At 62.1% G+C, this 17,649-nt stretch carries 33 protein-coding genes and 1 tRNA gene; 32 read left to right on the forward strand and 2 right to left on the reverse strand.

Annotation, left to right across the window (positions count from 1 at the left end; all coding sequences use genetic code 11):
• Positions 1-4 precede the first annotated feature (4 nt).
• The 27 genes from NYP18_RS08975 (at position 5) to NYP18_RS09105 (ending at position 12,347) form a co-directional block, all read left to right on the forward strand.
• Entirely contained in the window at positions 5-415 is a 411-nt protein-coding gene (locus NYP18_RS08975; protein WP_259427860.1) for a hypothetical protein, read from the forward strand.
• Positions 412-828: an HNH endonuclease gene (locus tag NYP18_RS08980; RefSeq protein ID WP_259427861.1), complete on the forward strand. Its 417-nt coding sequence runs from the start codon at positions 412-414 to the stop codon at positions 826-828. Before NYP18_RS08975 ends, NYP18_RS08980 begins: the two co-directional genes overlap by 4 nt.
• Positions 825-1,757 (forward strand): helix-turn-helix domain-containing protein, encoded by a 933-nt coding sequence (locus tag NYP18_RS08985; protein ID WP_259427862.1) that lies wholly within the window; start codon positions 825-827, stop codon positions 1,755-1,757. Before NYP18_RS08980 ends, NYP18_RS08985 begins: the two co-directional genes overlap by 4 nt.
• A complete protein-coding gene (locus NYP18_RS08990) occupies positions 1,754-2,401 on the forward strand; it encodes a hypothetical protein (protein WP_259427863.1) in 648 nt (215 codons plus the stop codon). The genes NYP18_RS08985 and NYP18_RS08990 overlap by 4 nt, the downstream gene beginning before the upstream one ends.
• A gap of 214 nt (positions 2,402-2,615) precedes the next feature.
• Positions 2,616-3,131, forward strand: coding sequence for a single-stranded DNA-binding protein (locus NYP18_RS08995; RefSeq protein ID WP_259427864.1), 516 nt, complete (start codon positions 2,616-2,618; stop codon positions 3,129-3,131).
• Complete coding sequence (locus tag NYP18_RS09000) at positions 3,109-3,615, forward strand: hypothetical protein (protein WP_259427865.1); 507 nt, start codon at positions 3,109-3,111, stop codon at positions 3,613-3,615. Before NYP18_RS08995 ends, NYP18_RS09000 begins: the two co-directional genes overlap by 23 nt.
• A 73-nt stretch (positions 3,616-3,688) precedes the next feature.
• Complete coding sequence (locus NYP18_RS09005; protein ID WP_259427866.1) at positions 3,689-3,922, forward strand: hypothetical protein; 234 nt, start codon at positions 3,689-3,691, stop codon at positions 3,920-3,922.
• 181 nt (positions 3,923-4,103) lie between these two features.
• Positions 4,104-4,253, forward strand: coding sequence for a hypothetical protein (locus NYP18_RS09010; RefSeq protein ID WP_259427867.1), 150 nt, complete (start codon positions 4,104-4,106; stop codon positions 4,251-4,253).
• A 110-nt stretch (positions 4,254-4,363) separates the two neighbouring features.
• Positions 4,364-4,561 (forward strand): hypothetical protein, encoded by a 198-nt coding sequence (locus NYP18_RS09015; RefSeq protein ID WP_259427868.1) that lies wholly within the window; start codon positions 4,364-4,366, stop codon positions 4,559-4,561.
• Complete coding sequence (locus NYP18_RS09020; protein WP_259427869.1) at positions 4,561-5,085, forward strand: hypothetical protein; 525 nt, start codon at positions 4,561-4,563, stop codon at positions 5,083-5,085. The genes NYP18_RS09015 and NYP18_RS09020 overlap by 1 nt, the downstream gene beginning before the upstream one ends.
• A 163-nt stretch (positions 5,086-5,248) precedes the next feature.
• Positions 5,249-5,512 (forward strand): hypothetical protein, encoded by a 264-nt coding sequence (locus NYP18_RS09025; RefSeq protein ID WP_259427870.1) that lies wholly within the window; start codon positions 5,249-5,251, stop codon positions 5,510-5,512.
• Complete coding sequence (locus NYP18_RS09030; RefSeq protein WP_259427871.1) at positions 5,509-5,850, forward strand: hypothetical protein; 342 nt, start codon at positions 5,509-5,511, stop codon at positions 5,848-5,850. Before NYP18_RS09025 ends, NYP18_RS09030 begins: the two co-directional genes overlap by 4 nt.
• Before the next feature lie 301 nt (positions 5,851-6,151).
• Entirely contained in the window at positions 6,152-6,730 is a 579-nt protein-coding gene (locus NYP18_RS09035; RefSeq protein WP_259427872.1) for a 3'-5' exonuclease family protein, read from the forward strand.
• Positions 6,727-6,894: a hypothetical protein gene (locus NYP18_RS09040; RefSeq protein WP_259427873.1), complete on the forward strand. Its 168-nt coding sequence runs from the start codon at positions 6,727-6,729 to the stop codon at positions 6,892-6,894. The genes NYP18_RS09035 and NYP18_RS09040 overlap by 4 nt, the downstream gene beginning before the upstream one ends.
• Positions 6,895-7,101: 207 nt before the next feature.
• Positions 7,102-7,323, forward strand: coding sequence for a hypothetical protein (locus NYP18_RS09045; protein ID WP_259427874.1), 222 nt, complete (start codon positions 7,102-7,104; stop codon positions 7,321-7,323).
• Positions 7,320-7,646 carry a DUF7352 domain-containing protein gene (locus NYP18_RS09050; protein WP_259427875.1) on the forward strand — a complete coding sequence of 109 codons (327 nt, stop codon included), beginning with the start codon at positions 7,320-7,322 and terminating at the stop codon, positions 7,644-7,646. The genes NYP18_RS09045 and NYP18_RS09050 overlap by 4 nt, the downstream gene beginning before the upstream one ends.
• Positions 7,639-7,956 carry a hypothetical protein gene (locus NYP18_RS09055; protein WP_259427876.1) on the forward strand — a complete coding sequence of 106 codons (318 nt, stop codon included), beginning with the start codon at positions 7,639-7,641 and terminating at the stop codon, positions 7,954-7,956. Before NYP18_RS09050 ends, NYP18_RS09055 begins: the two co-directional genes overlap by 8 nt.
• Positions 7,949-8,530, forward strand: coding sequence for a hypothetical protein (locus NYP18_RS09060; protein WP_259427877.1), 582 nt, complete (start codon positions 7,949-7,951; stop codon positions 8,528-8,530). The genes NYP18_RS09055 and NYP18_RS09060 overlap by 8 nt, the downstream gene beginning before the upstream one ends.
• Positions 8,531-8,677: 147 nt before the next feature.
• Positions 8,678-9,133: a DUF4231 domain-containing protein gene (locus NYP18_RS09065; protein ID WP_259427878.1), complete on the forward strand. Its 456-nt coding sequence runs from the start codon at positions 8,678-8,680 to the stop codon at positions 9,131-9,133.
• Between the two features lie 74 nt (positions 9,134-9,207).
• Positions 9,208-9,504, forward strand: a complete 297-nt coding sequence (locus NYP18_RS09070; RefSeq protein WP_259427879.1) for a hypothetical protein — start codon at positions 9,208-9,210, stop codon at positions 9,502-9,504.
• Positions 9,501-9,746, forward strand: a complete 246-nt coding sequence (locus NYP18_RS09075; protein ID WP_259427880.1) for a hypothetical protein — start codon at positions 9,501-9,503, stop codon at positions 9,744-9,746. Before NYP18_RS09070 ends, NYP18_RS09075 begins: the two co-directional genes overlap by 4 nt.
• Positions 9,743-10,033 carry a hypothetical protein gene (locus tag NYP18_RS09080; RefSeq protein ID WP_259427881.1) on the forward strand — a complete coding sequence of 97 codons (291 nt, stop codon included), beginning with the start codon at positions 9,743-9,745 and terminating at the stop codon, positions 10,031-10,033. The genes NYP18_RS09075 and NYP18_RS09080 overlap by 4 nt, the downstream gene beginning before the upstream one ends.
• Positions 10,023-10,631, forward strand: coding sequence for a hypothetical protein (locus tag NYP18_RS09085; protein ID WP_259427882.1), 609 nt, complete (start codon positions 10,023-10,025; stop codon positions 10,629-10,631). The genes NYP18_RS09080 and NYP18_RS09085 overlap by 11 nt, the downstream gene beginning before the upstream one ends.
• A complete protein-coding gene (locus tag NYP18_RS09090; protein WP_259427883.1) occupies positions 10,624-11,037 on the forward strand; it encodes a hypothetical protein in 414 nt (137 codons plus the stop codon). The genes NYP18_RS09085 and NYP18_RS09090 overlap by 8 nt, the downstream gene beginning before the upstream one ends.
• Entirely contained in the window at positions 11,024-11,248 is a 225-nt protein-coding gene (locus tag NYP18_RS09095) for a hypothetical protein (protein ID WP_259427884.1), read from the forward strand. Before NYP18_RS09090 ends, NYP18_RS09095 begins: the two co-directional genes overlap by 14 nt.
• Before the next feature lie 4 nt (positions 11,249-11,252).
• Positions 11,253-11,387, forward strand: a complete 135-nt coding sequence (locus tag NYP18_RS09100) for a hypothetical protein (RefSeq protein WP_259427885.1) — start codon at positions 11,253-11,255, stop codon at positions 11,385-11,387.
• Positions 11,388-11,510: 123 nt separating this feature from the next.
• On the forward strand, positions 11,511-12,347 hold the full coding sequence (locus NYP18_RS09105) for a hypothetical protein (protein WP_259427886.1): 837 nt from the start codon (positions 11,511-11,513) through the stop codon (positions 12,345-12,347).
• A 53-nt stretch (positions 12,348-12,400) separates the two neighbouring features.
• On the opposite strand, the gene NYP18_RS09110 is transcribed toward NYP18_RS09105, so the two are convergent.
• Positions 12,401-13,270: a hypothetical protein gene (locus NYP18_RS09110; protein WP_259427887.1), complete on the reverse strand. Its 870-nt coding sequence runs from the start codon at positions 13,268-13,270 to the stop codon at positions 12,401-12,403.
• Positions 13,271-13,537: 267 nt separating this feature from the next.
• Complete coding sequence (locus NYP18_RS09115) at positions 13,538-14,206, reverse strand: DUF1889 family protein (RefSeq protein ID WP_259427888.1); 669 nt, start codon at positions 14,204-14,206, stop codon at positions 13,538-13,540.
• A gap of 144 nt (positions 14,207-14,350) precedes the next feature.
• Between NYP18_RS09115 and NYP18_RS09120 the strand changes: the two genes are divergently transcribed.
• The 5 genes from NYP18_RS09120 (at position 14,351) to NYP18_RS09140 (ending at position 17,414) form a co-directional block, all read left to right on the forward strand.
• Positions 14,351-15,013, forward strand: coding sequence for a hypothetical protein (locus NYP18_RS09120; RefSeq protein ID WP_259427889.1), 663 nt, complete (start codon positions 14,351-14,353; stop codon positions 15,011-15,013).
• A gap of 370 nt (positions 15,014-15,383) precedes the next feature.
• Positions 15,384-15,456 (forward strand) — tRNA-Asn (locus tag NYP18_RS09125).
• Positions 15,457-15,613: 157 nt separating this feature from the next.
• Positions 15,614-15,997, forward strand: coding sequence for a hypothetical protein (locus NYP18_RS09130; protein ID WP_259427890.1), 384 nt, complete (start codon positions 15,614-15,616; stop codon positions 15,995-15,997).
• On the forward strand, positions 15,990-16,286 hold the full coding sequence (locus NYP18_RS09135; RefSeq protein ID WP_259427891.1) for a hypothetical protein: 297 nt from the start codon (positions 15,990-15,992) through the stop codon (positions 16,284-16,286). Before NYP18_RS09130 ends, NYP18_RS09135 begins: the two co-directional genes overlap by 8 nt.
• A gap of 15 nt (positions 16,287-16,301) precedes the next feature.
• Positions 16,302-17,414 carry a RapZ C-terminal domain-containing protein gene (locus NYP18_RS09140; RefSeq protein WP_259427892.1) on the forward strand — a complete coding sequence of 371 codons (1,113 nt, stop codon included), beginning with the start codon at positions 16,302-16,304 and terminating at the stop codon, positions 17,412-17,414.
• Positions 17,415-17,649 lie beyond the last annotated feature (235 nt).

A 17,649-nucleotide genomic window follows, 5' to 3' on the forward strand; every position in this document is an offset into this window, starting at 1 on the left:
GAGGGTGAGCAGTGAATCCGACTCATTCTTCAACGGGAAGGTCATCCTCGGCGATGTGCCGCTGACCCCGGAAGAGATCGAGAAACGCATCCGGGAGGTTGTCGAACGGCTTGAGAAAGCCCCGCTGATCATCAAGAGGCGTCACGAGGCAGCGCGGGAAGCTGAGCGGAATTTGCGCAGCGAGTACGCCCGCGCCTTCTTCGAGCACCGCAGTAAGGGTATGAGCTTGAAGGAGTGCGAATTGCAGGCAAGGTTGGACACTGATCCAGCCCGGGAGGAGCGGGACATCGCGGAGGTCTCGCTGACCTATGCCCGCGACATCGCCCGCCAGCTTGAGCAGCATCTGCGGGCCCTGCAGACTCAGTCCGCGTCACTGCGGGCCGCGTTCCCGATGGCCGGCAGGGGGTTTTCGTGAAGCGGACACCCCTGCAGCGGAAGACGCCGATGAAACGCACCCCGATGAAACGCACCCCCACGAAGAAGGGGAAGCGGTCGGTCAGCAAGAAGATCCCGAAGGAGTCCTACAACGAAGTCTTCCGCCGGGCAGGCCAACAATGCGAAGTCATGGCCGACCCCCTGTGCACCACCAGGGCAGAGGAGTGGCACCACCGGAAACTCAGATCTCAGGGTGGGGAACACACCGTGGAAAACGGTCTCGCTGTCTGCGCTGCCTGCCACCGACATATCCACATGAACCCAGCCGACTCCTACACAGCCGGCTGGCTCGTGAAATCAACCCATGACCCCGTCGACGTCCCCGTGACGCGCCGGGGTCTTGTCGTCCTGCTCACCAGGCAGGGCAACTTCATAGGAAAGGAGGGCCCATGAGCACCCGCGATGTCATCGACCGCAGTAGCCGGTTCTTCATCCAGGTGCCGAATGACCTTGTCCGGGAGATCAAGAATGCGAACGCTTTCCTGGTCTACTCGATCTTGAAGACCTACACCAACGGCTCATCGAACACTGTGTTCCCCGGTCGGGAGACGATTGCCGCGACGATGGGGGCGAAGACGACGAAGCCGGTCGACACCGCTCTGAAAGAGTTGCGGCGTCTCGGCCTGGTCGCCACGTTCCCTCGGTGGCTGGGTGATGATGGATCGATTTCCCGGGTGAAGGATGAGGCCCATTCTCGGCAGACATCGAATGGATACATCCTCTACGACACGATCAATCTGAGTCCGCCGGAGGGGTGGGACGACCCCAACACCCAACCGCCAAAAAGGGGTGGGGTGGGTAGCCAAAAGGGAACCCCCCCGGGTGGCCAAACGGACACCCCCCGGGTAGCCGAAAAGGTACACGAAGTATATCCACCTGAAGTACATCCATCTGAAGTAGAAAAACCCCCTGTAGTCCCCCAAGGGGGACCCGCCGGAAAGTCGGAGGAGAGCGGGTCATCGAAGACTTCGACCCGGGGCACCCGGATCCCGGAGAACTTCTTTCCCTCAGAACAAGCCATCCGGACCGTCCGACGGACGTTCCCCGGTATGCAGCCGGCGTTCATGGACTACGAGCATCAGAAGTTCGTCGACCACTTCACTGCCGCCTCCGGTCCCCGCGGGGTGAAGAAGGACTGGGACGCGACATGGCGGAACTGGATGCGCACCGCCGTGGACCGCCTGCCGACTTCCCAGAAGTCCGCGATGTTCGGCCAGGGCCCCACACCGCAGCCGACCGTCCAGCATCCGTCGAAGGCTGACCAATACCGCGATCTCGGAGCTGAGATCGCCCACGAATTCGCCTCAGGAGGTGACCAGTGAACCACCCCATCCCCGCCTACGGGGCACACCCCCCGGTGCAGCAGCAGCCCCCGCAGGTCGATCCGAACAACCCGGCCAGCGTCGCCGCTGACATCCTCGCCCGGGTCTCGGCCCATGACTCCACCGCCCCACGACCGGACCGGGATCTTCTCCGCCGCTGGGCCGAGGTCATCCGAGCCTCAAAAGTCGATTACGAGTGGCTCTGCGAGGGCGTCACCCGCCTGTACTCGACCGCGTCTGAACCGCCGAAGATGAAACTCGCCGCCGTCATCGACGCCGCCAAGACGGCGCGCCGGGAGGCGAGGAAGGGTGAGGAGATCAGGGAGCTGACGCCGGCGCCGTCGTTCGACGAGGACTCGCCGGGTGATACCGGCTACGCGATCACTGCCGCCCACAGGCAGTGGGGTGCGATTGATCTTCCGTGTGCGGACGTGGCCACGGAGACCGGCATGAACAGGGGCTGTGGGGCGATCGTCGGTGACCCGTGCACGAGGGGCAACCAGTTGAAGCGGATCCCGTGCAACGCCCGTCTCGTCACGGCTGGTCGGTTGAACAACCCGAAGCACCGCGAGATGTACGCCGCCCGGCAGGCCCACCTGGCAGAACACCGCAGGACGTTCAAACCGTCCTGGAGAAATGATTGATGAAAGGAAATTTCATGGTGAAGAAGTTATTTGGCCGCATTCGAGGGATGTGGCTGGAAGCCCTGGTCCTCGCCCAACAGATGACCGTTGCCTACACGGAGGTCCGGTGGCCATATCCAGTTCATGATCGTGTGGTGCAGCGTGTGAAAGATCGGGAATCTGCGAAGCTTTGTCGGCTCCGGTCAGAACTTTCTCAGGCGGAGGAGGGGGCGACATGGCGATAGGCGACACCTCGATCACCGTGGTCGGCAATGTCGTGGCTGATCCGGAGCTCAGGTTCACACCGCAGGGCTTGGCCGTCGCGAACTTCCGTGTGGCGAGCACCCCGCGGGTGCGGGACAAGAATTCAAACGGCTGGGTTGATGGTGAGGCGCTTTTCCTGACGTGCAGGATCTGGCGCGACGCTGCTGAGAACGTCGCCGAGAGCTTGTCGAAAGGCATGAGGGTCATCGTCAACGGCTATCTCAAGCAGCGGTCCTATCAGACGAAGGACGGCGAACAGCGCACCGTTTACGAGGTCGAGGTCGAGGAGGTGGGCCCGTCGTTGAAGTTTGCGCAGGCTCACGTGACGAGGAATGTTCGCCAGAACGGCCCAGGAGGGGGCCAGGCCGCCCCGCAGAACCATTCTGGTGGTTTCGGTCAAGCACAGCCTTCAACGCCGCGGAACGACCCGTGGAACTCCGCACCACCCGCCCAAGGGCCCGCCGATGACGAACAACCTCCGTTCTGACCGGTGCGGGGTGTGCGGTGGGCCGCCGGCCGACTGCCCATGCCCTGAGTACTGGGCGTCGGTGGAGGTGTGGTGGCTGGGGAAGTTCGTGGGCCGGAAGATCTGGACCAGACCGAACCGTGGCCCCAGCAACACCATCCCCCGCTGGGTGACCCTCCTCGACATCTGGCAGGAGAAGGATTCCTACGGCTACGCATGGATCGTCGCCCACATTGACTGGCGCGGCCAGACCGAGCGCGCCGTGTTCCTCAACACCAACGTGGTGATCCTCGAGCTCACCGCCGAAGAGTCCCCACACATCCAGGTCCACGACCTCGGCCAGGGCTATCGCTCCACCAGCTACGACCCGTGGGACGGCACACCAGCCCCAATTCTCGAGCAGCGCGACCCACCACCCCGCGACACGCCGACGATCCCGGCGCCTGAGGACCCGACGACCGTCGAAACCACCGTGGACCCCCAGTTCGCCCTCTTCGACCTCTAACCCACCCCACCAGCCCGGCCCCACCACATCAGGCGCGCCGGGTTGATCGATCTTCATGAAAGGAATGCCCCCGATGACTGAGTGCAAGAAGTGCGGTTCCGCCTTCAAATGGGCGCTGACCGTCCAGAGCCGAACGGACCGTTGGGTACCCGTTGAGCCGGAGCCCTCCGAGGAGGGCAGCTACCTCTATGTCGCCAGCCGGTCGGTGAAACGACTGTCCGGCGTTGAGTTGGAAACCGCCCGAGTGAAGAAGTGGCGCCTGTACCGCCCGCATGTCGAGCTGTGCTCGTCGGCTGGTGGGGCATGACCACCCGGCCAGGTGAGAAGAAACTGCGGCTGAGGTGCGTCCACGGCAAGTGCGACCGTCCCGGGCATCGACATCACTGGGGCCACGGCTTCACGTTCTGCGACCACCATATGGATCTCCTCGAGGAGATGGTCCGCAATCGCCCGTCAATAAACCCCACAAGCAGGAAGGGAACATCACCGTGGAAATCATTCTGACCATCGCCCTGATCGGCATGGCTTTCGCTCTCCACTACTCGCATCAGGAAAACCGGCGCCTCGAGGGGCTGCTGATCAAGTCCTCGAAAAGTCGGCACCCCGCTTACCGAAAACGCATGGAGGAAACCCTGTGATTGTCCTGTACCCGCAAACTGAGCCACGTGTCGAGATTGAAGACCCAGACGTGGAGGCCATCAAGAAGGCGAAAGCGAAGGAGCCCACCGCGAATGATCTGATCCGCCGGATGCCTAACGGGGTCCGCCGATTCATGGTGACCGGACGCCCGCCGGCCGAGGCTCCGGCCGCGATCATCGCGTACATGGCTGAGCGGGGCATGACGAAGGTCGATGGCCGTCTCGGTCGTGTCGGCCCCCTGGTCTACACGACGCTGGGCAAGCAGGTCATCACCCAGCTGCAGCGACGCATGAAAGGACACGACTGATGAGCAACAGCAACGACGAGACCATCACGAAGAATCAACTGCGCGAGTTCATCAAGGACTGGCGTGAAGGCCTCGCCAAGTTCCCCGGTGAGAACTACGCCGGCGAGATCCTGGACGACCTCGAACATGACTTCCTTACCCCCACGATGGCTGACATCGAGTGGATCGATGCTCAGCACGCTGGGCTCTGCGCGCATGCCAGCGGGAGTGATGAAGTGGTCCGCATGATCTACCTCGCTGAGGATGCCGAAGACTCGGGGATGATCCTGTGTATGGCTGGTGACGGGGTGCTTTTCTGGACGCCTCGTGCAAATCTCACGCCGCTGACCGGAACTCAGCTCGATCTGCGTCCTGCCTATGGTCCCAAAGAAAAGGACGAGTCGACGCGGCAGCAGATGTCCTCCTGGTGCACGATCGCCCGACACCCGTTTTTCGCAGGGTGCTACGAGCAGAGTGGCTCACTGCTCGATGCCATGATCGCCAAGCTCGATGATCTGATGTCCACCAGCGAGGGGGAGTCGTGAGTCTTTTCCCGCATGCGATTTTCATGCCGACATGCTCGAAGGACGGCGATCTGCTCACTTTCGTGAGGGAGCACCGTGTCTGGTTCTGCTCGGCGTGCAAAGCCGAGTGGAACACCCATCTCCCGGCCGACGGTGCCGAGGCTGACCGCAGGAGGTACATCCCATGACCAATGAGAAGAACCACGTCAAGGTCGCGCAGCGCCGGCTGATGAACTACCGCATCAAGCTGACCGACGGCACGATGGTGGATTTCCCCACGGAAGAGGATCTCGAAGGGGCCTTCCTGCATGCGAAACGCACCGGTGGGAACCTGTCCATCGGCATGTCCGACGGTGGGGAGTTCATCATGAACCCCGACCACATCGTGAGTATCCACGCACAGAAGCCAGTGGTGAAGGCCACGAAGGAGGAGGGTGAGACGCAGTGAAGAGCGCACGAGAGTGGGAGGAACTGCTGTGCAGAATCCCGAACGAGGACGCCCCACCGTGGTTCGAGATCGGACCCCAGGAGCACGGGCAGAGTGACGTAGGGACCCTGAACAGTCGGTTCGGACCGTTGGATCGGGAGACCGCCGAGTTCATCGCCTCCGCGCCGCATGCTGTCGCCGACCTGATCCGCCTGATGCGGGGTGTCTCCGGCGTCATCGAGTTGATCAACGACCGAGAGGAGTTGCTGCGTCTGGCTGGCCACGGGACGGCCGCCGAACTGGTTGCTGACCTTGGAGTGCATCTGCAGCTCATCCTCACTGGAAAGGATCCTCGATGAGGCCTGATATCACGATCATCTGCACCGGCAACGGCAGTCACCCCGAGCGAAAACTCGGGGCTTTCTCGTATCTGGGGGACAGGTGGAAGCTGCGCGCCAGTGTGTGGTCGGCCCGCCGGGAACCGCACCAGCATGCCCGGCAGTCGAAGTACCGGTTCACGTGCGAGTGCGGCCGCCGGTACGCACACAACGCCGGCAGGTTCACCACCCAGCTCGACCAGGTCGCACGGACACCCTTGAGGGCCCTCGACCTGTCGAGAACTCCTCAGGAATACCCGAACCCTCATCGGAAGGACACCCCATGACCCCCGCTCTGCTCGGTTTCGACTGTGAGACCACCGGTCTTGACCCCCACGGCGCCCCGCCGGCTGGCCTTCTCGAGGTGGGCATGGTGGCATTCACGGAGGACCTGACCCCGATCTGTCAGTGGTCGAGCCTGGTGATGTCGCCCGCGGCCCTGGGCCACCTCGCCGCCGGACCAATTGACCAGGTTGTCGAGAAGATGCACGCCGAGAACGGCCTATTCGACGAAATCTTCGAACTGATCCCATACGCGCCAGCTGAACTGTTCGCGCCGGGTGCGGTGGCCCAGAAGGCTCTGGCGTGGATGGCTGAGAACGACATTCCCCGGGGTCTTCCCATGTTGGGGTCGTCGGTGACGTTGGATCGGACGTTCCTGGCGAAGGAGATGCCGGCGCTTCTTGATGCTTTCCACTACCGGTCGGTTGACGCGTCGTCGGTGCGGCTGGCAGCGGAGCTCGCCGCCGGCGTGACGGTGGACGTTCCGGAGGGCCTGCCGGCGCATCGGGTCATCGCGGACATCCACGCGTCTGCTCGACTGGTTCGGTCCAGCTTGGACGCAATCCGGGGTGCGGCATGAGCGTGATGTCGAATCAGATCCGGTTCCTGATTGCGATGGTGATCGCCCTGTCTGCGATGGAGCACGGCGCGTTCACCACGGTTTTGCTGGCCGTCGTCATCGTGATCACCCTCCTGGTGCTCGATCTGATCGGGGATTACCTGTCGGGCAGGCGTCGACGGTGAGCTTAAACGTCGCGGCAGGCGCGTGGCTGGTGTGGGATCACCTGCTGTAGATCAGTGCCGGGGCACTCGTCCTGGCCTCGCGCATCGACTACCGGGTGGGCTGCAGCCGGAGTGTGTGGACGGACGCCCTCGTATGGGTGTCGTTGGTGGCGATCGTGTTCGCCGCCGGGGCAACAACCTGAATTAGTCATTGAAGAAAGGAATTCCATGAGCAGGACTACGAGCAGGGGAACCACCTTCACGGTGGAGGAACGTCGCGGTGATCGGGTGGTGATGATGTCGAATCCGGCCCGGCCTGGCGAGGTGGAGGCCGGTCGGATTGTGGATGTCGACGGGGTGAAGGGTTTCAGGCCATCGGCGATCATGCCGGGTGCGCTGTCTGCGGACGGACTGCGGGTCATCGCGGACCTGGTCGAGGAGGGTGCGTGAGTGACGTCAAGGCCATCTGGAAGTTCACGATTCCCGTCACCGACGTCGTGGAGGTGGAGATGCCGCGGAATGCTCGGGTCCTGCCGTTCGTCCAACCCGCTAGGCCGGAGTCGCTCGTGATGCGGTCGATGCACTTGTGGGCCGAGGTCTACCCGGACGCCCCGAAGATCATCCGCCGGTTCCTCGTCGTCGGGACGGGCAACCCGATCCCGGATGCCTACCCGAGTCACTGGCTGGCGTCAGTCGTGGATCCGCCGTTCGTGTGGCATGTCTACGAGGCCAGCGACCCGATCACCGGAGTTGGGGGCGAGGTCCATGGCTGAGCTGACCGAAGTCGTCGGCTACGTCGGCGAACGCAGGATGACGGAGATCCACGAGAAGGAGTTCCCGACGCTCCCGGGATTGACGGCGAACATTGTCGGTCAGGCCCGGGATCACCGCGGGGATCTGGTCATCGCGGTGCAGTGCTCCGCCTGTCTGGTGGTGGTCACGGATCGGATGATCCTGGCGCTGGATCAGGTGAATCATGCCCTGGGCGACAACGTCTGGGGACCAGCTGGAACGAAAAAATACAAGCGGTGTCGCGAGTGTCGTGTCAACGGCCGACACCCGGAAGGAGAAGACGATGAGTGAAAACATGAGCGGGCCGGAGAAGTGCATCAAGCTGTCCCCGGTGGAGGCGATCCGCTGGGACGGGAACAACCTCGATGAGGTGGCTGCCTTCGCGCCGGGATCTTGGGCGCCTTATGGGGATGTGCTGGTGCTGTCCTCCTCGGCATCGTTGACTCCGGGCAACTGGGTTGTCAAGGGTGCGGATGGCCGGGTGTGGCCGGTGTCAGCGGCCGATTTCGCCCGTGACTACCGGCCTCAAGCTCAAGGGGTGGTGGTGAACGTTTCCGTCGCGGAGGAGAGCTACACCGCGGACGAATTGCAGGCCATTGTCCAGAAGCTCAACTTGGAGAACAGGGTCCGGATGCGCCCTCGGCTGGGCAACTTCGCTGGGATGCTCCCCACGATGGGCGATAAGGAGAAGATCGGCGAACTCCGAGCCTCTAACGATCAGCGCGGTGAGCAGCTGGACAATCTCGAAGATCAGATAGCCCGCCTGGTCGAAGGTCTGCGCACCGTCGAGAAGTGGACCGGAAATGATCTGCTGATCGCTGGCCTGGTCCATGACGGGATCATTCGGCAGGAGGACCTGGAGTGACTGTGCAGATGAGGGTGATCACACCGACCGGCGACACCTTGGTCCTGCGGCTGGAAAAGCAGCAGGCACAGCGGGCTACCCGTCCGGGGTTCCACCCGCCCGAAACTCGGTGGGTATCCGACTGGAAGCTGGAAGGAGAGCCTCACCATGATCGATATTGACCCACCTGAGATTTATCGTCTGCGTCTGAGACGTGAGCGGGCGAAACGCAACGTGATCCTCGCCGTCACCGCCATCATCACGATGGTGGGGGCGGCGATTGTCATTCCGATGATTGTTCTGGGGCTCGTTGGACCCGGCCCCGCAGGTCCCGTAGCGGGCATCCTTGCGGCTCTAGCCGTCGTCGGCACGATCGTTGCCGTCTTCGTGATTTTCGACCAGTCTAGCGACTTCCAGCGCTACGACATCGACCTCAAGTACGAACTCCACAAGACCGCGTGGAAGGAACATCAGGCGCTCCGGTCTGAGCTGGATCAGATCATTCGGGAGGAGCTGCAGAGCGAAGGCCGCGGCCTTTTTGATGAAGTGCTGGATCGGGAGCGGAATGTGATCAAGGAGTGGCAGGAAGCCGTGAAGCGTCTCGGAAGGGGTGGGCCGCTGTGACTGTCCCTCGTAAGCGGTCTCGCAGGTCGGCAAAACAGGCCGGCACCTCATTCGAACGGTCCATAGCCAACCACATGCAGGCCGAGCTCGGAAACCCGGCGATCGACCGCATGCCGAAACACGGGGCTCTCGACCGGGGCGATATCGCCAACGTGAGGGACTCCCATGGCCGCCTGCTCGCCGTGGAGTGCAAAAACACCTCGAAGATCGCCCTGTCCGGCTGGATGCGTGAAGCCCACACCGCGGCCGCCAACTACGGCGCCCACACCGGCGTCATCGTCCACAAGCGTCACGGGACCGCCGCGCCGGGCTCTCAGTGGGTCACCCTCACCGTCGATGATCTGATCCACCTCCTGAAAGGAACCCCTTGAGCCCGTCCCTGAACACCATCACCCTGCACCTTGATGATGCCGGCGACCTCGCCAGAATCGACACCCTCGCCAGCGACCCGGTGGTCATGTCCGCCGCAGTATCCGTCATCGCCCTCATCCTCGGATCTGCCGCGGGCAACAACCCCACCGGGGCCGAGGATGCCCGGGATTACGTCATCAGAGAAATCGACCGCCGGCGGGTCATCATCACCCAGTCACTGAAGGAGAAGAAGGACGAGTGACCGACCGGAACCACCCGATCTTCACCGACAAGCAACTCACCACCCTGCAGGAAGCCCTCCAGGAATTCGGGCGCGTCGTCCGCGAGTGGGCCGACACCTACCGGGAAGCCATCACCGCCTTCCACGACCAACTCCACGACACCCGCCAGCGTGCCGGGAACCGGCAACGGTCGATGAAGTATCAACCACCGCCGCGCACCTTGACCCACAACATCAATCCCACGGGCCACCCAGTACATCGGGTGGCCCGTTCGTATTTCCCTAGGAGGCATACCGGTGGCAGATGAACAGGAGCTCCGCGAACTCGCAGATACTCTCCATGGCCTCTATGAGGCTCTCGATGCTGCGAAGTTCGCGCAGGCGCCGCAGACGGAACGGGTCATGCGTCCCCGACCCGGGCCGCGCACCCCGGGGAACTGGCTCATGATCTCGCTGGACGCCCACCACACCGGCATGCTCTTTGAGATGTGTCGCGATGCGGCGAACTACGTCGCCCCGCAGACCATCCTCCACCACCAGGGCCGGAAGCTGTGTGAGTGGATCAAGTGGCACTCCCACTACATCGCCACTGACTTCCCCGCCGCGGATGACCTCGCGGACCTCATGCGCGATCAGGTTCGCACCCTCGACCGTCGGCTGGCACCAAAGGACGCCGGCCAGGTCGCCAACGAAGACCCCTACCTCACCGCGGACTCCATCCAGCGGAACCTCACGGCGAAGGGGTTGGAGTGTCCGGAGGCCACGATCCGGTCATGGGCGGCCCGGGGTCATGTGTCAACGAAGACTCGTCGGGATGGTCATCGGGCTTATCGGCTGGGGGACATTATTCGTCGACTCGTGGGGGAGGACCCCTACGACCAGGACAAGGAGAACCCTGATGACTGACCATATTGACCCTGACAAGCTGCGCCAGTTCACCACCGCTGAGCTTGAAGCCATGCTCGCCGAGTGGGAGGGCGTCGCCCTCACTCCCGGCGTGGAGACTTCCCCCGCCTTTGACGATGACCCTGACCAGCGTGACGTGTCCTTCCCCGTGATCCGTGTGGAAGGCGTCGAAGGGTGGTCATCCGTCAACGTCCCGGCGCGGCTGGTCGGCCTGTCGGTGGCGCCTGCCCTGGCCGCCGAACTCCTGCGCATTCAACGAGAACTTGAAGTGCTGCGCGACCACAACACCTACGAGGCCGACCTGCACGACGATGACGACCAGTTCCCGGAAGTCGTCACGCTGGGGAAGCACAACGGCTCCCAGCTCGCCCGCATCTTGAACGGAGAACCCGATGGCAATTCATGAAGTGACCTACTACCAGGCCAAGTGCGACGGCTGTGGACGTATCGAAGATGACTACGGGGAATACACCGCCTTCGGAACTCCCGGATGCGTAGTCGACATGATGTGGGATAGCGACTGGTCCGTAACCGACGACAAGATGTTTTGCGAGGACTGCCGGCCGCCGGTCGACGAAGAGGACGACTACGACGTGCACGGTGATGTCGATGAGTAGCGAAATGAGCAGGGAAGAGGCCCGCGTCATCGTCGAGCAGGCATGGGCGAAGGCAGAAGCGAGAGTCATGTCCTGGTGGCCCTGGCGCACGAAGTTCATGCGCCGTCTGCTTGAGAAGGAGGTGGGAAACGATGAGTGACTAGGAATGTGACGTGATCGTCCCCCTCGATTCCCTGTAATCCTGCGTAGTACGAAGATCTGATAGTGGTCGGGAATCGAGCCGGGGGCGTCACCTGAATGCCTGCTGTCGCATACTAAGTAGATGGACTTCGTTTATGAGGATTACCCACTAGAACCCTTCGGGCATCTCTGCATCGAACTCGCCAATAGCGTAAACGAACTAGCTCGCACCCCGCGGTCCCTTCCTGACGCTACCCAAGCAGCTATCAATGAGCAGCTAGGGGCAACAGAACCGAACACAGCTCGGCACGAAATTGCCAAACTCCCCGATGACCTAACTACCCTGACTGCTCAATCAGCTGGTGGCGCCCTACATGCCATCGGCCAGATACTGACAGCGGGGGTGATGGCACCTTTATCCCCAGCAATTCTAGCTAGAACCGTAGTGGAAACCTCCGCGGTAGTAGCCTATCTATGCGAGCCGGAAGACCCTCTCGGGCGTGTAACCCGCGCCGTTAACCTGATGGAAAAATCCTTGCGAGATGACAAGGCAGCAAAACCTGAACACCCTCAAGCCCCCCTCCTTCAAGAGATGATCAAACTCAAACAAGTCCTTGGCCAAAAGGGATACACAAAAGAACACAAGATCCCGGGAAGTTATGAAAACCTAGCCGCCACCTACCTTGACCCAGTTGACGGCGGATCTTTCTATTCACAGCTCAATGACTACGTTCACTCGAACCTGATGACTCAGATGCAAATAGCAGTCCTAGCGGATCATCGGCCCTGGGAAAACCATCTGCGGACCTATGAATTTTCCCTAGCAGCTACCGTCATCGTCATCTACGCCGCCGCCTCGCTTGAGCCCCATCGCGCCGGGGACCCCAGACGTTTCCGCAATGCTGCACAACGAGTGGTCGACTGTCACTACGCTTTTACTTCCGATCCCCGACTGAAATTCGGGTCGTCTCAGAGCTAAGGGCTGGAGAATGTGAAACAGGGTTCTCGAGCTTCCGACACCCACCCCTGGCACTACTCAGTCTCAGGAATTTCGTTACCCTCCGCTTCGGCCTGGTTCCGCTCCTCACGGATCTGCATCTCGATCTCCACGATTGCGAAAATGAACATCACAATCGAAAGGGTGACCTGCGAAGCAATGGAAACAGGGTGCCCCGCCGTGAAACTCGTGACCGCCGTCTGTGCCAACATATTCACGGCTTCCTTATACAAGGTTAACCGCTGAGTCTTCGACAGCTCGCTAACCTTCACCTGGCCTTTACCAGTCACGCGGATGGCCAGTTCATCAACGTTCTCGGCGTTTTCCTCAACGAAAGACTCGGCAACTTCCCGGACCTTGGGGGATGTCATCGCCAGTTGCAGGGCCATGGGGTAGTCGTGCGGCTGGAATAGACCCCACCGCCGTTTGAATGTCTCCATCACCGGGTCAGGAATAGTGAGGTTCTGCTGGATGATCTTATTGAGTTCGTCGATCTTCCAGCTAGCGGCGATCTGCTGGTGGCTGGGGGCCACGACGTCCATAATCGCGGCCCGGAGGGGTGTTTGAGCCGCGATGTCCGCGAACATATTGCTGGGCAACGTCGCGGCGATGGACGGCCACATGTCGGCGAGGTGCCGGGACATGCTGGTTCCACCCATGTCTTTGAGTTGGTCGATGAGGGGGGACATGGGATTTTTCCATCGTTGGAGGTCGCTGGGGTTCAGGCCGCCTTCCCATGATCGATAGTTCTGGGTGAGGGTGGCCGCGAGGTCGGCGAACATGGGGGATTTGTAGAGGTCGCGGTTGGGCCTCAGGATGTCGTCCCAGTTGAAGGCGTCCACCAGGGGCTCACGCTTCCAGATCGGGTTGTCATCATCGTCGTCGTGGGGGAAGGCGAGTGGCACGGGGGGATCCTATCGGGGTGTCTGAGGGGCCGTTGTTGTTAGCGCCCCCTGCACGTCTCTTAGAGTTATCTCTCCCGGAGGGCGAGGACGCCAGCATCAACATTAATGACGCCGAGGGGAGCAGATAGGCTCCCACACGCCTGAGACCTGTGCTAGCCGTTTCCATCGAAGACTAACTTGAGCACTCGCTCGGTCCTCGTGCCTCTTTGGTCTCGGGGCCTTTGAGTAACTGGTATCTTCCCAGCCACCCGCCGAAATGGTCAGGTATTAGTGTCTCAAGGTCCTGCCGTCCGCGATCTTCTCGACCCATTCGCCGAGGATCTTGGGGTTGTCGTTGCGCCACCCGTGGGCTGCTGCCCATTCGATAGCTGCCCCGGGCTCCGGAAGCGCGCCCTGGTCTCGCAGTCGCATGAGAGCTTCTACTGTCACTTTCTTCTCGTAGCGGGAAGACAGGTGATTGTTCGTGTTGTTCCGACTTGTCACTCGCTCGAGCTCCTCCCGAGCGGCATCACTGATCGGGGCCACCGAGCTGGGAAACTCAGAGTTCTGCTTGCGGAAAAGAACCTCAGCTCCGAGCTCTTCACCCCACACGTTCAGTGTGTGCATTGAGGTGACCACGCTCAGAGCTGTCATGCCCTGCACGTTGTTGAACCTGCTCAGGTCCTCACGGTGGACGTAGAAGGCAAGCACTGGCCCGGAAGCTCGAAGTGAATTCCCGCCTCGTCCTGTGGTCACGCTCACGATCGACTGCGATTCAAGATAAGACAAGATGCGGTTGTTGTTGATGGTGCTCTTCAACGGAACCCACATGGTCAGCCGGTCTCCCTGCTTCGCTCGATCCAAAGCCCAGGCCGCCGCGAGAGCTTCGCCCTCCTGCTTCGAGCTTCCAAGCTCATCAGCGATCGCCACCGGGCAGTCGATCTTAGATTCGAACATCAAACAAACACTCCTGACATGTGAAAACAGCTCTGATACCGACAAAATTGACCCTATCCCTGCGCCCAAAAACACACCCCCGGCATTTACACCCATGCCAGCTCATCCCGAGAGGCAACGGCCCGCCTCATAGACTCAATCCCCATGAATCCAAACGAAGCAGACTGGGCCTCCGTCGTCTCCCAGGGGCTTCCCGCCCTAGCAGCCATCCTTGCTTCCGCTATAGCCGGCCTGATTCAACTCTGGAGCAAGGCTGGTGACCGGAGGCATGAGCGGATTCTCAAGGCTGAAGAAAGCCACCGGGAAGACGTACGCCTCGACGAGCAGCGAGCGCGAGAGCACATTGAGGGCCAGAGGGCAGCCGTCAAGAATTTTCTCCACGCTGTGCGAGAACAACAAAGTATTGCCCTCCAAAATCAGGCACCATTCCTTGAGGATCTCAGAGATGCAAAAGAAAAAAATATCGATGCCTTCGAAGACCGATCCTGGGAGCTCGAAGACCACCTTTGGGAGCGCACCGGAAACTTGGCTCAAGTTGGACGCCGGAAGATGCTCGAAGCCTGGGAAGTCATGGACTCAAGCGTTGTAGACGAAGGTCTTCGTTCGGTGAGCAATGAAATCAGGCAAGCGCTCCAGGACGCCACCACTTACGGCGACAAACACCTCTTCCCAGGATTACGCGGCCTCTTTTCCAGCGAGAGCCAGGACTTGGAGCCCCTCCTGCACCGACTGAGAGAGGCATCCGCAGACCTCCTCAACCAACACCCAGGACATCCCCAACCCGCGAACAGAAGCCAGGGAAAGTAACTACCGCCTGAACACCACCAACCCCACCTGACCGAACACCAGCGCGCCGGGTGTTCCGAGGAGGTGACCGGCGCGAATGGGCGACTGCAACAAAGTTGGGTATACTCGACGACGACGGCACACCCCTCCTCATCACATGATGGGTCGAGGGGTTTCGTCATCTCTGTGCGTCGTGCCCTTCCACTTCATGGGGATCCGGGGCCAAGCGGGCAGGAGTCGGGCTGTGAGGGCCTGACGATAGTTACTCGACGCTGCGCACAACCCCCTTGCCGGCCCGCCACGTGCTGGGCCGTACTCCACGCGCCTTGATCTGTGAGGGATCGGGGCGCGTTGTCGTCTGCTGCTGGAATGACGTGAAACTTCCGGCCATTGGTCATTAGCTCAATCGGCAGAGCACCCAGCTGTTAACCGGGATGGTGGAGGTTCGAGGCCTCCATGACCAGCGAAGGCGTAGGGGGATCGGCAGACTGCCCCCGCAAGCAACCCACCTGATGGGCTGTGACTCCTGACCACGGCCCGGCGCGCTGCGCCTCACACACTCTTGCCGCCCGCCCGCGAGGTGGGCGTCGACAACTGAATAGCAGGGAAGGGGAGTGGGTCATGGAAGATCGCACGTACCGTATCGGGATCCTTGAGGATGACATCGTCCTCCCGGCCAGCCTCCTCGTCGGCTTCCATGCTGACCCGCTCGCCGCGATGCGCGCCGACGGGCATGAGTGCCCCGATGATGCGTATGCCGGCAGCTTCACCTACGACCAGGACGCTGAGGACGACGGGGCGATCTACTTCCCCCACGACCCCAGCCTGACCGTCATCGTCCACGAAGCAGCGCACGCCATCATCGGTATCTTCCATCGCCGTGGTCTGCCGGTGCCCACCCGGGACAGTGACGCCGATGACGAAGAGGTGTTCGTCCACACCCTCGGCCTGCTGGTCCAGGAGATCGTCAACGCCCTACACGATGAGGAGGCCGCCGATGAGTGAGGTCATGATCCTCGCCCCCAACGTGTACGAGGGGGAAGCCTATGCCCGGGAGCACGGGCTCGACTGGCGTGATGTGGTCACTCCGCGGCACCCTTACCGGACTCGCGGCCGACGGTACAACGACTTCGTGATCGTCGGCGATGTGCGCCTGGACGAGGGGCAATGGGCAGCGCTCGCGCTCACACTGTTGGGGGCGGGGGAGAAGGTGCTTGAACGCTTCTTCTACGCGGCGCAGGGGAAGCTACCGCCGCCGATTGAGCTGGACACGGAGAACGTGCCGAGGTTCTAACGGGGAGGTGAGGATGTGGCACTGCACATCGTCACGGGCCCGCCCGCGGGCGGGAAGACCTCCTTCGTTGCTGAGCATGCCCGCCCTGGTGACATCCGGGTGGACCTGGATCACCTGGCGAACCTCCTGGCCGGCCAACCTGTCGGCAACCATGAGCACGCCGGTCATGTCCTCGGCGTGGCGCGTACCGCCCGCAACGCCGCAATCGACGCGGCCCTGAAGCATTCAGCTGAGCATGACGTGTGGATCATCGACTCGAAACCCACGGAGAAGAACCTACAGCGCTACCAGCAGCACGGCGCTCGCATTCACGTCATCGACCCGGGCAAGTCGGTGGTCATGGCCCGCTGCAAAGCCGAACGTCCCGCCGACCTCCTCAAGGTCGCTGCCCTCTGGTACGAGACACCCACCCTGAAGGTCAGGTCCTTCGCCTGGGGCAAGACACGGACCCGAGGCCTGGTCCTCGACGCCCGCCACCTGCCCAACCCCTACGACGTCCCGGCCCTTCGGGTGCCGGATGGCACGTCCCGGCGCGTGCGTGAGTGGTTCGGCAAGCAGCCGGCCATGGGGGAGTTCATCGCGGAGGCGGTCGAGCGCATCGAGCGCGAGCGACCATCGTCGGTGTGGGTCGGCTGCAGCGCGGGGAAGCACCGGTCGGTGTACGTCGCCGACGAGATCGCCGCCCACTTCGGCGTGGCCGCCGAGCACACCGGACTGAAGGCGAAGGGCGCCCGGAGGCCGACGACGACTGAGCGTGGCTACGGGTGGGACTACCAGCAGCGCCGTGAGCAGTTGATCCGACGCAACCGGGACGGCGCCCCGTGCTGGTGGTGCGGCCTCCCGATGTACCGAGATCCGCGGAAGAATTGGGACGGCAACCGACTATCTGCCGACCATGATCCGCCGATCCGCGACGCCGGCACGAAGATCCTCCCCAACCGACTTGTTCACGAATCGTGCAATAAGCAGCGCGGAGCAGGGGACAACGACCACCGACGCCCAGCCATCACCGGCGCGCACCCATCGGAGCCGCTATCCGCCGAGCCCACGACACCCGGCGCGTCAACCGCTGCCGGCTCGACGTCATCCGGCGTGGGATTCGACTTCTCCGACCTCGATCTCGACTGAGCGGCGCTCGCTGTCCGCTGCCCGGCGCGCACCGCCGACTGATAGGCCCCGCCGATAATCCTGGCCGGGTTGGGGCCCTGTCTGCTACACGGTCTCCCAACTCAGGCCCTCTCTCTCCCCGACCTCAGACGTCTCTCTGCCCGCACAGGAAAGCCGCCACGCGCCGGGCAGGCGCCGGGGCAAGGCTGATGTCGTTCAGGGCGTTCTCGTCGCCTTATTCGGGCGCTGATCCAGT

This window comes from Corynebacterium lemuris, from assembly GCF_024919295.1.
Lineage (GTDB): Bacteria > Actinomycetota > Actinomycetes > Mycobacteriales > Mycobacteriaceae > Corynebacterium > Corynebacterium lemuris.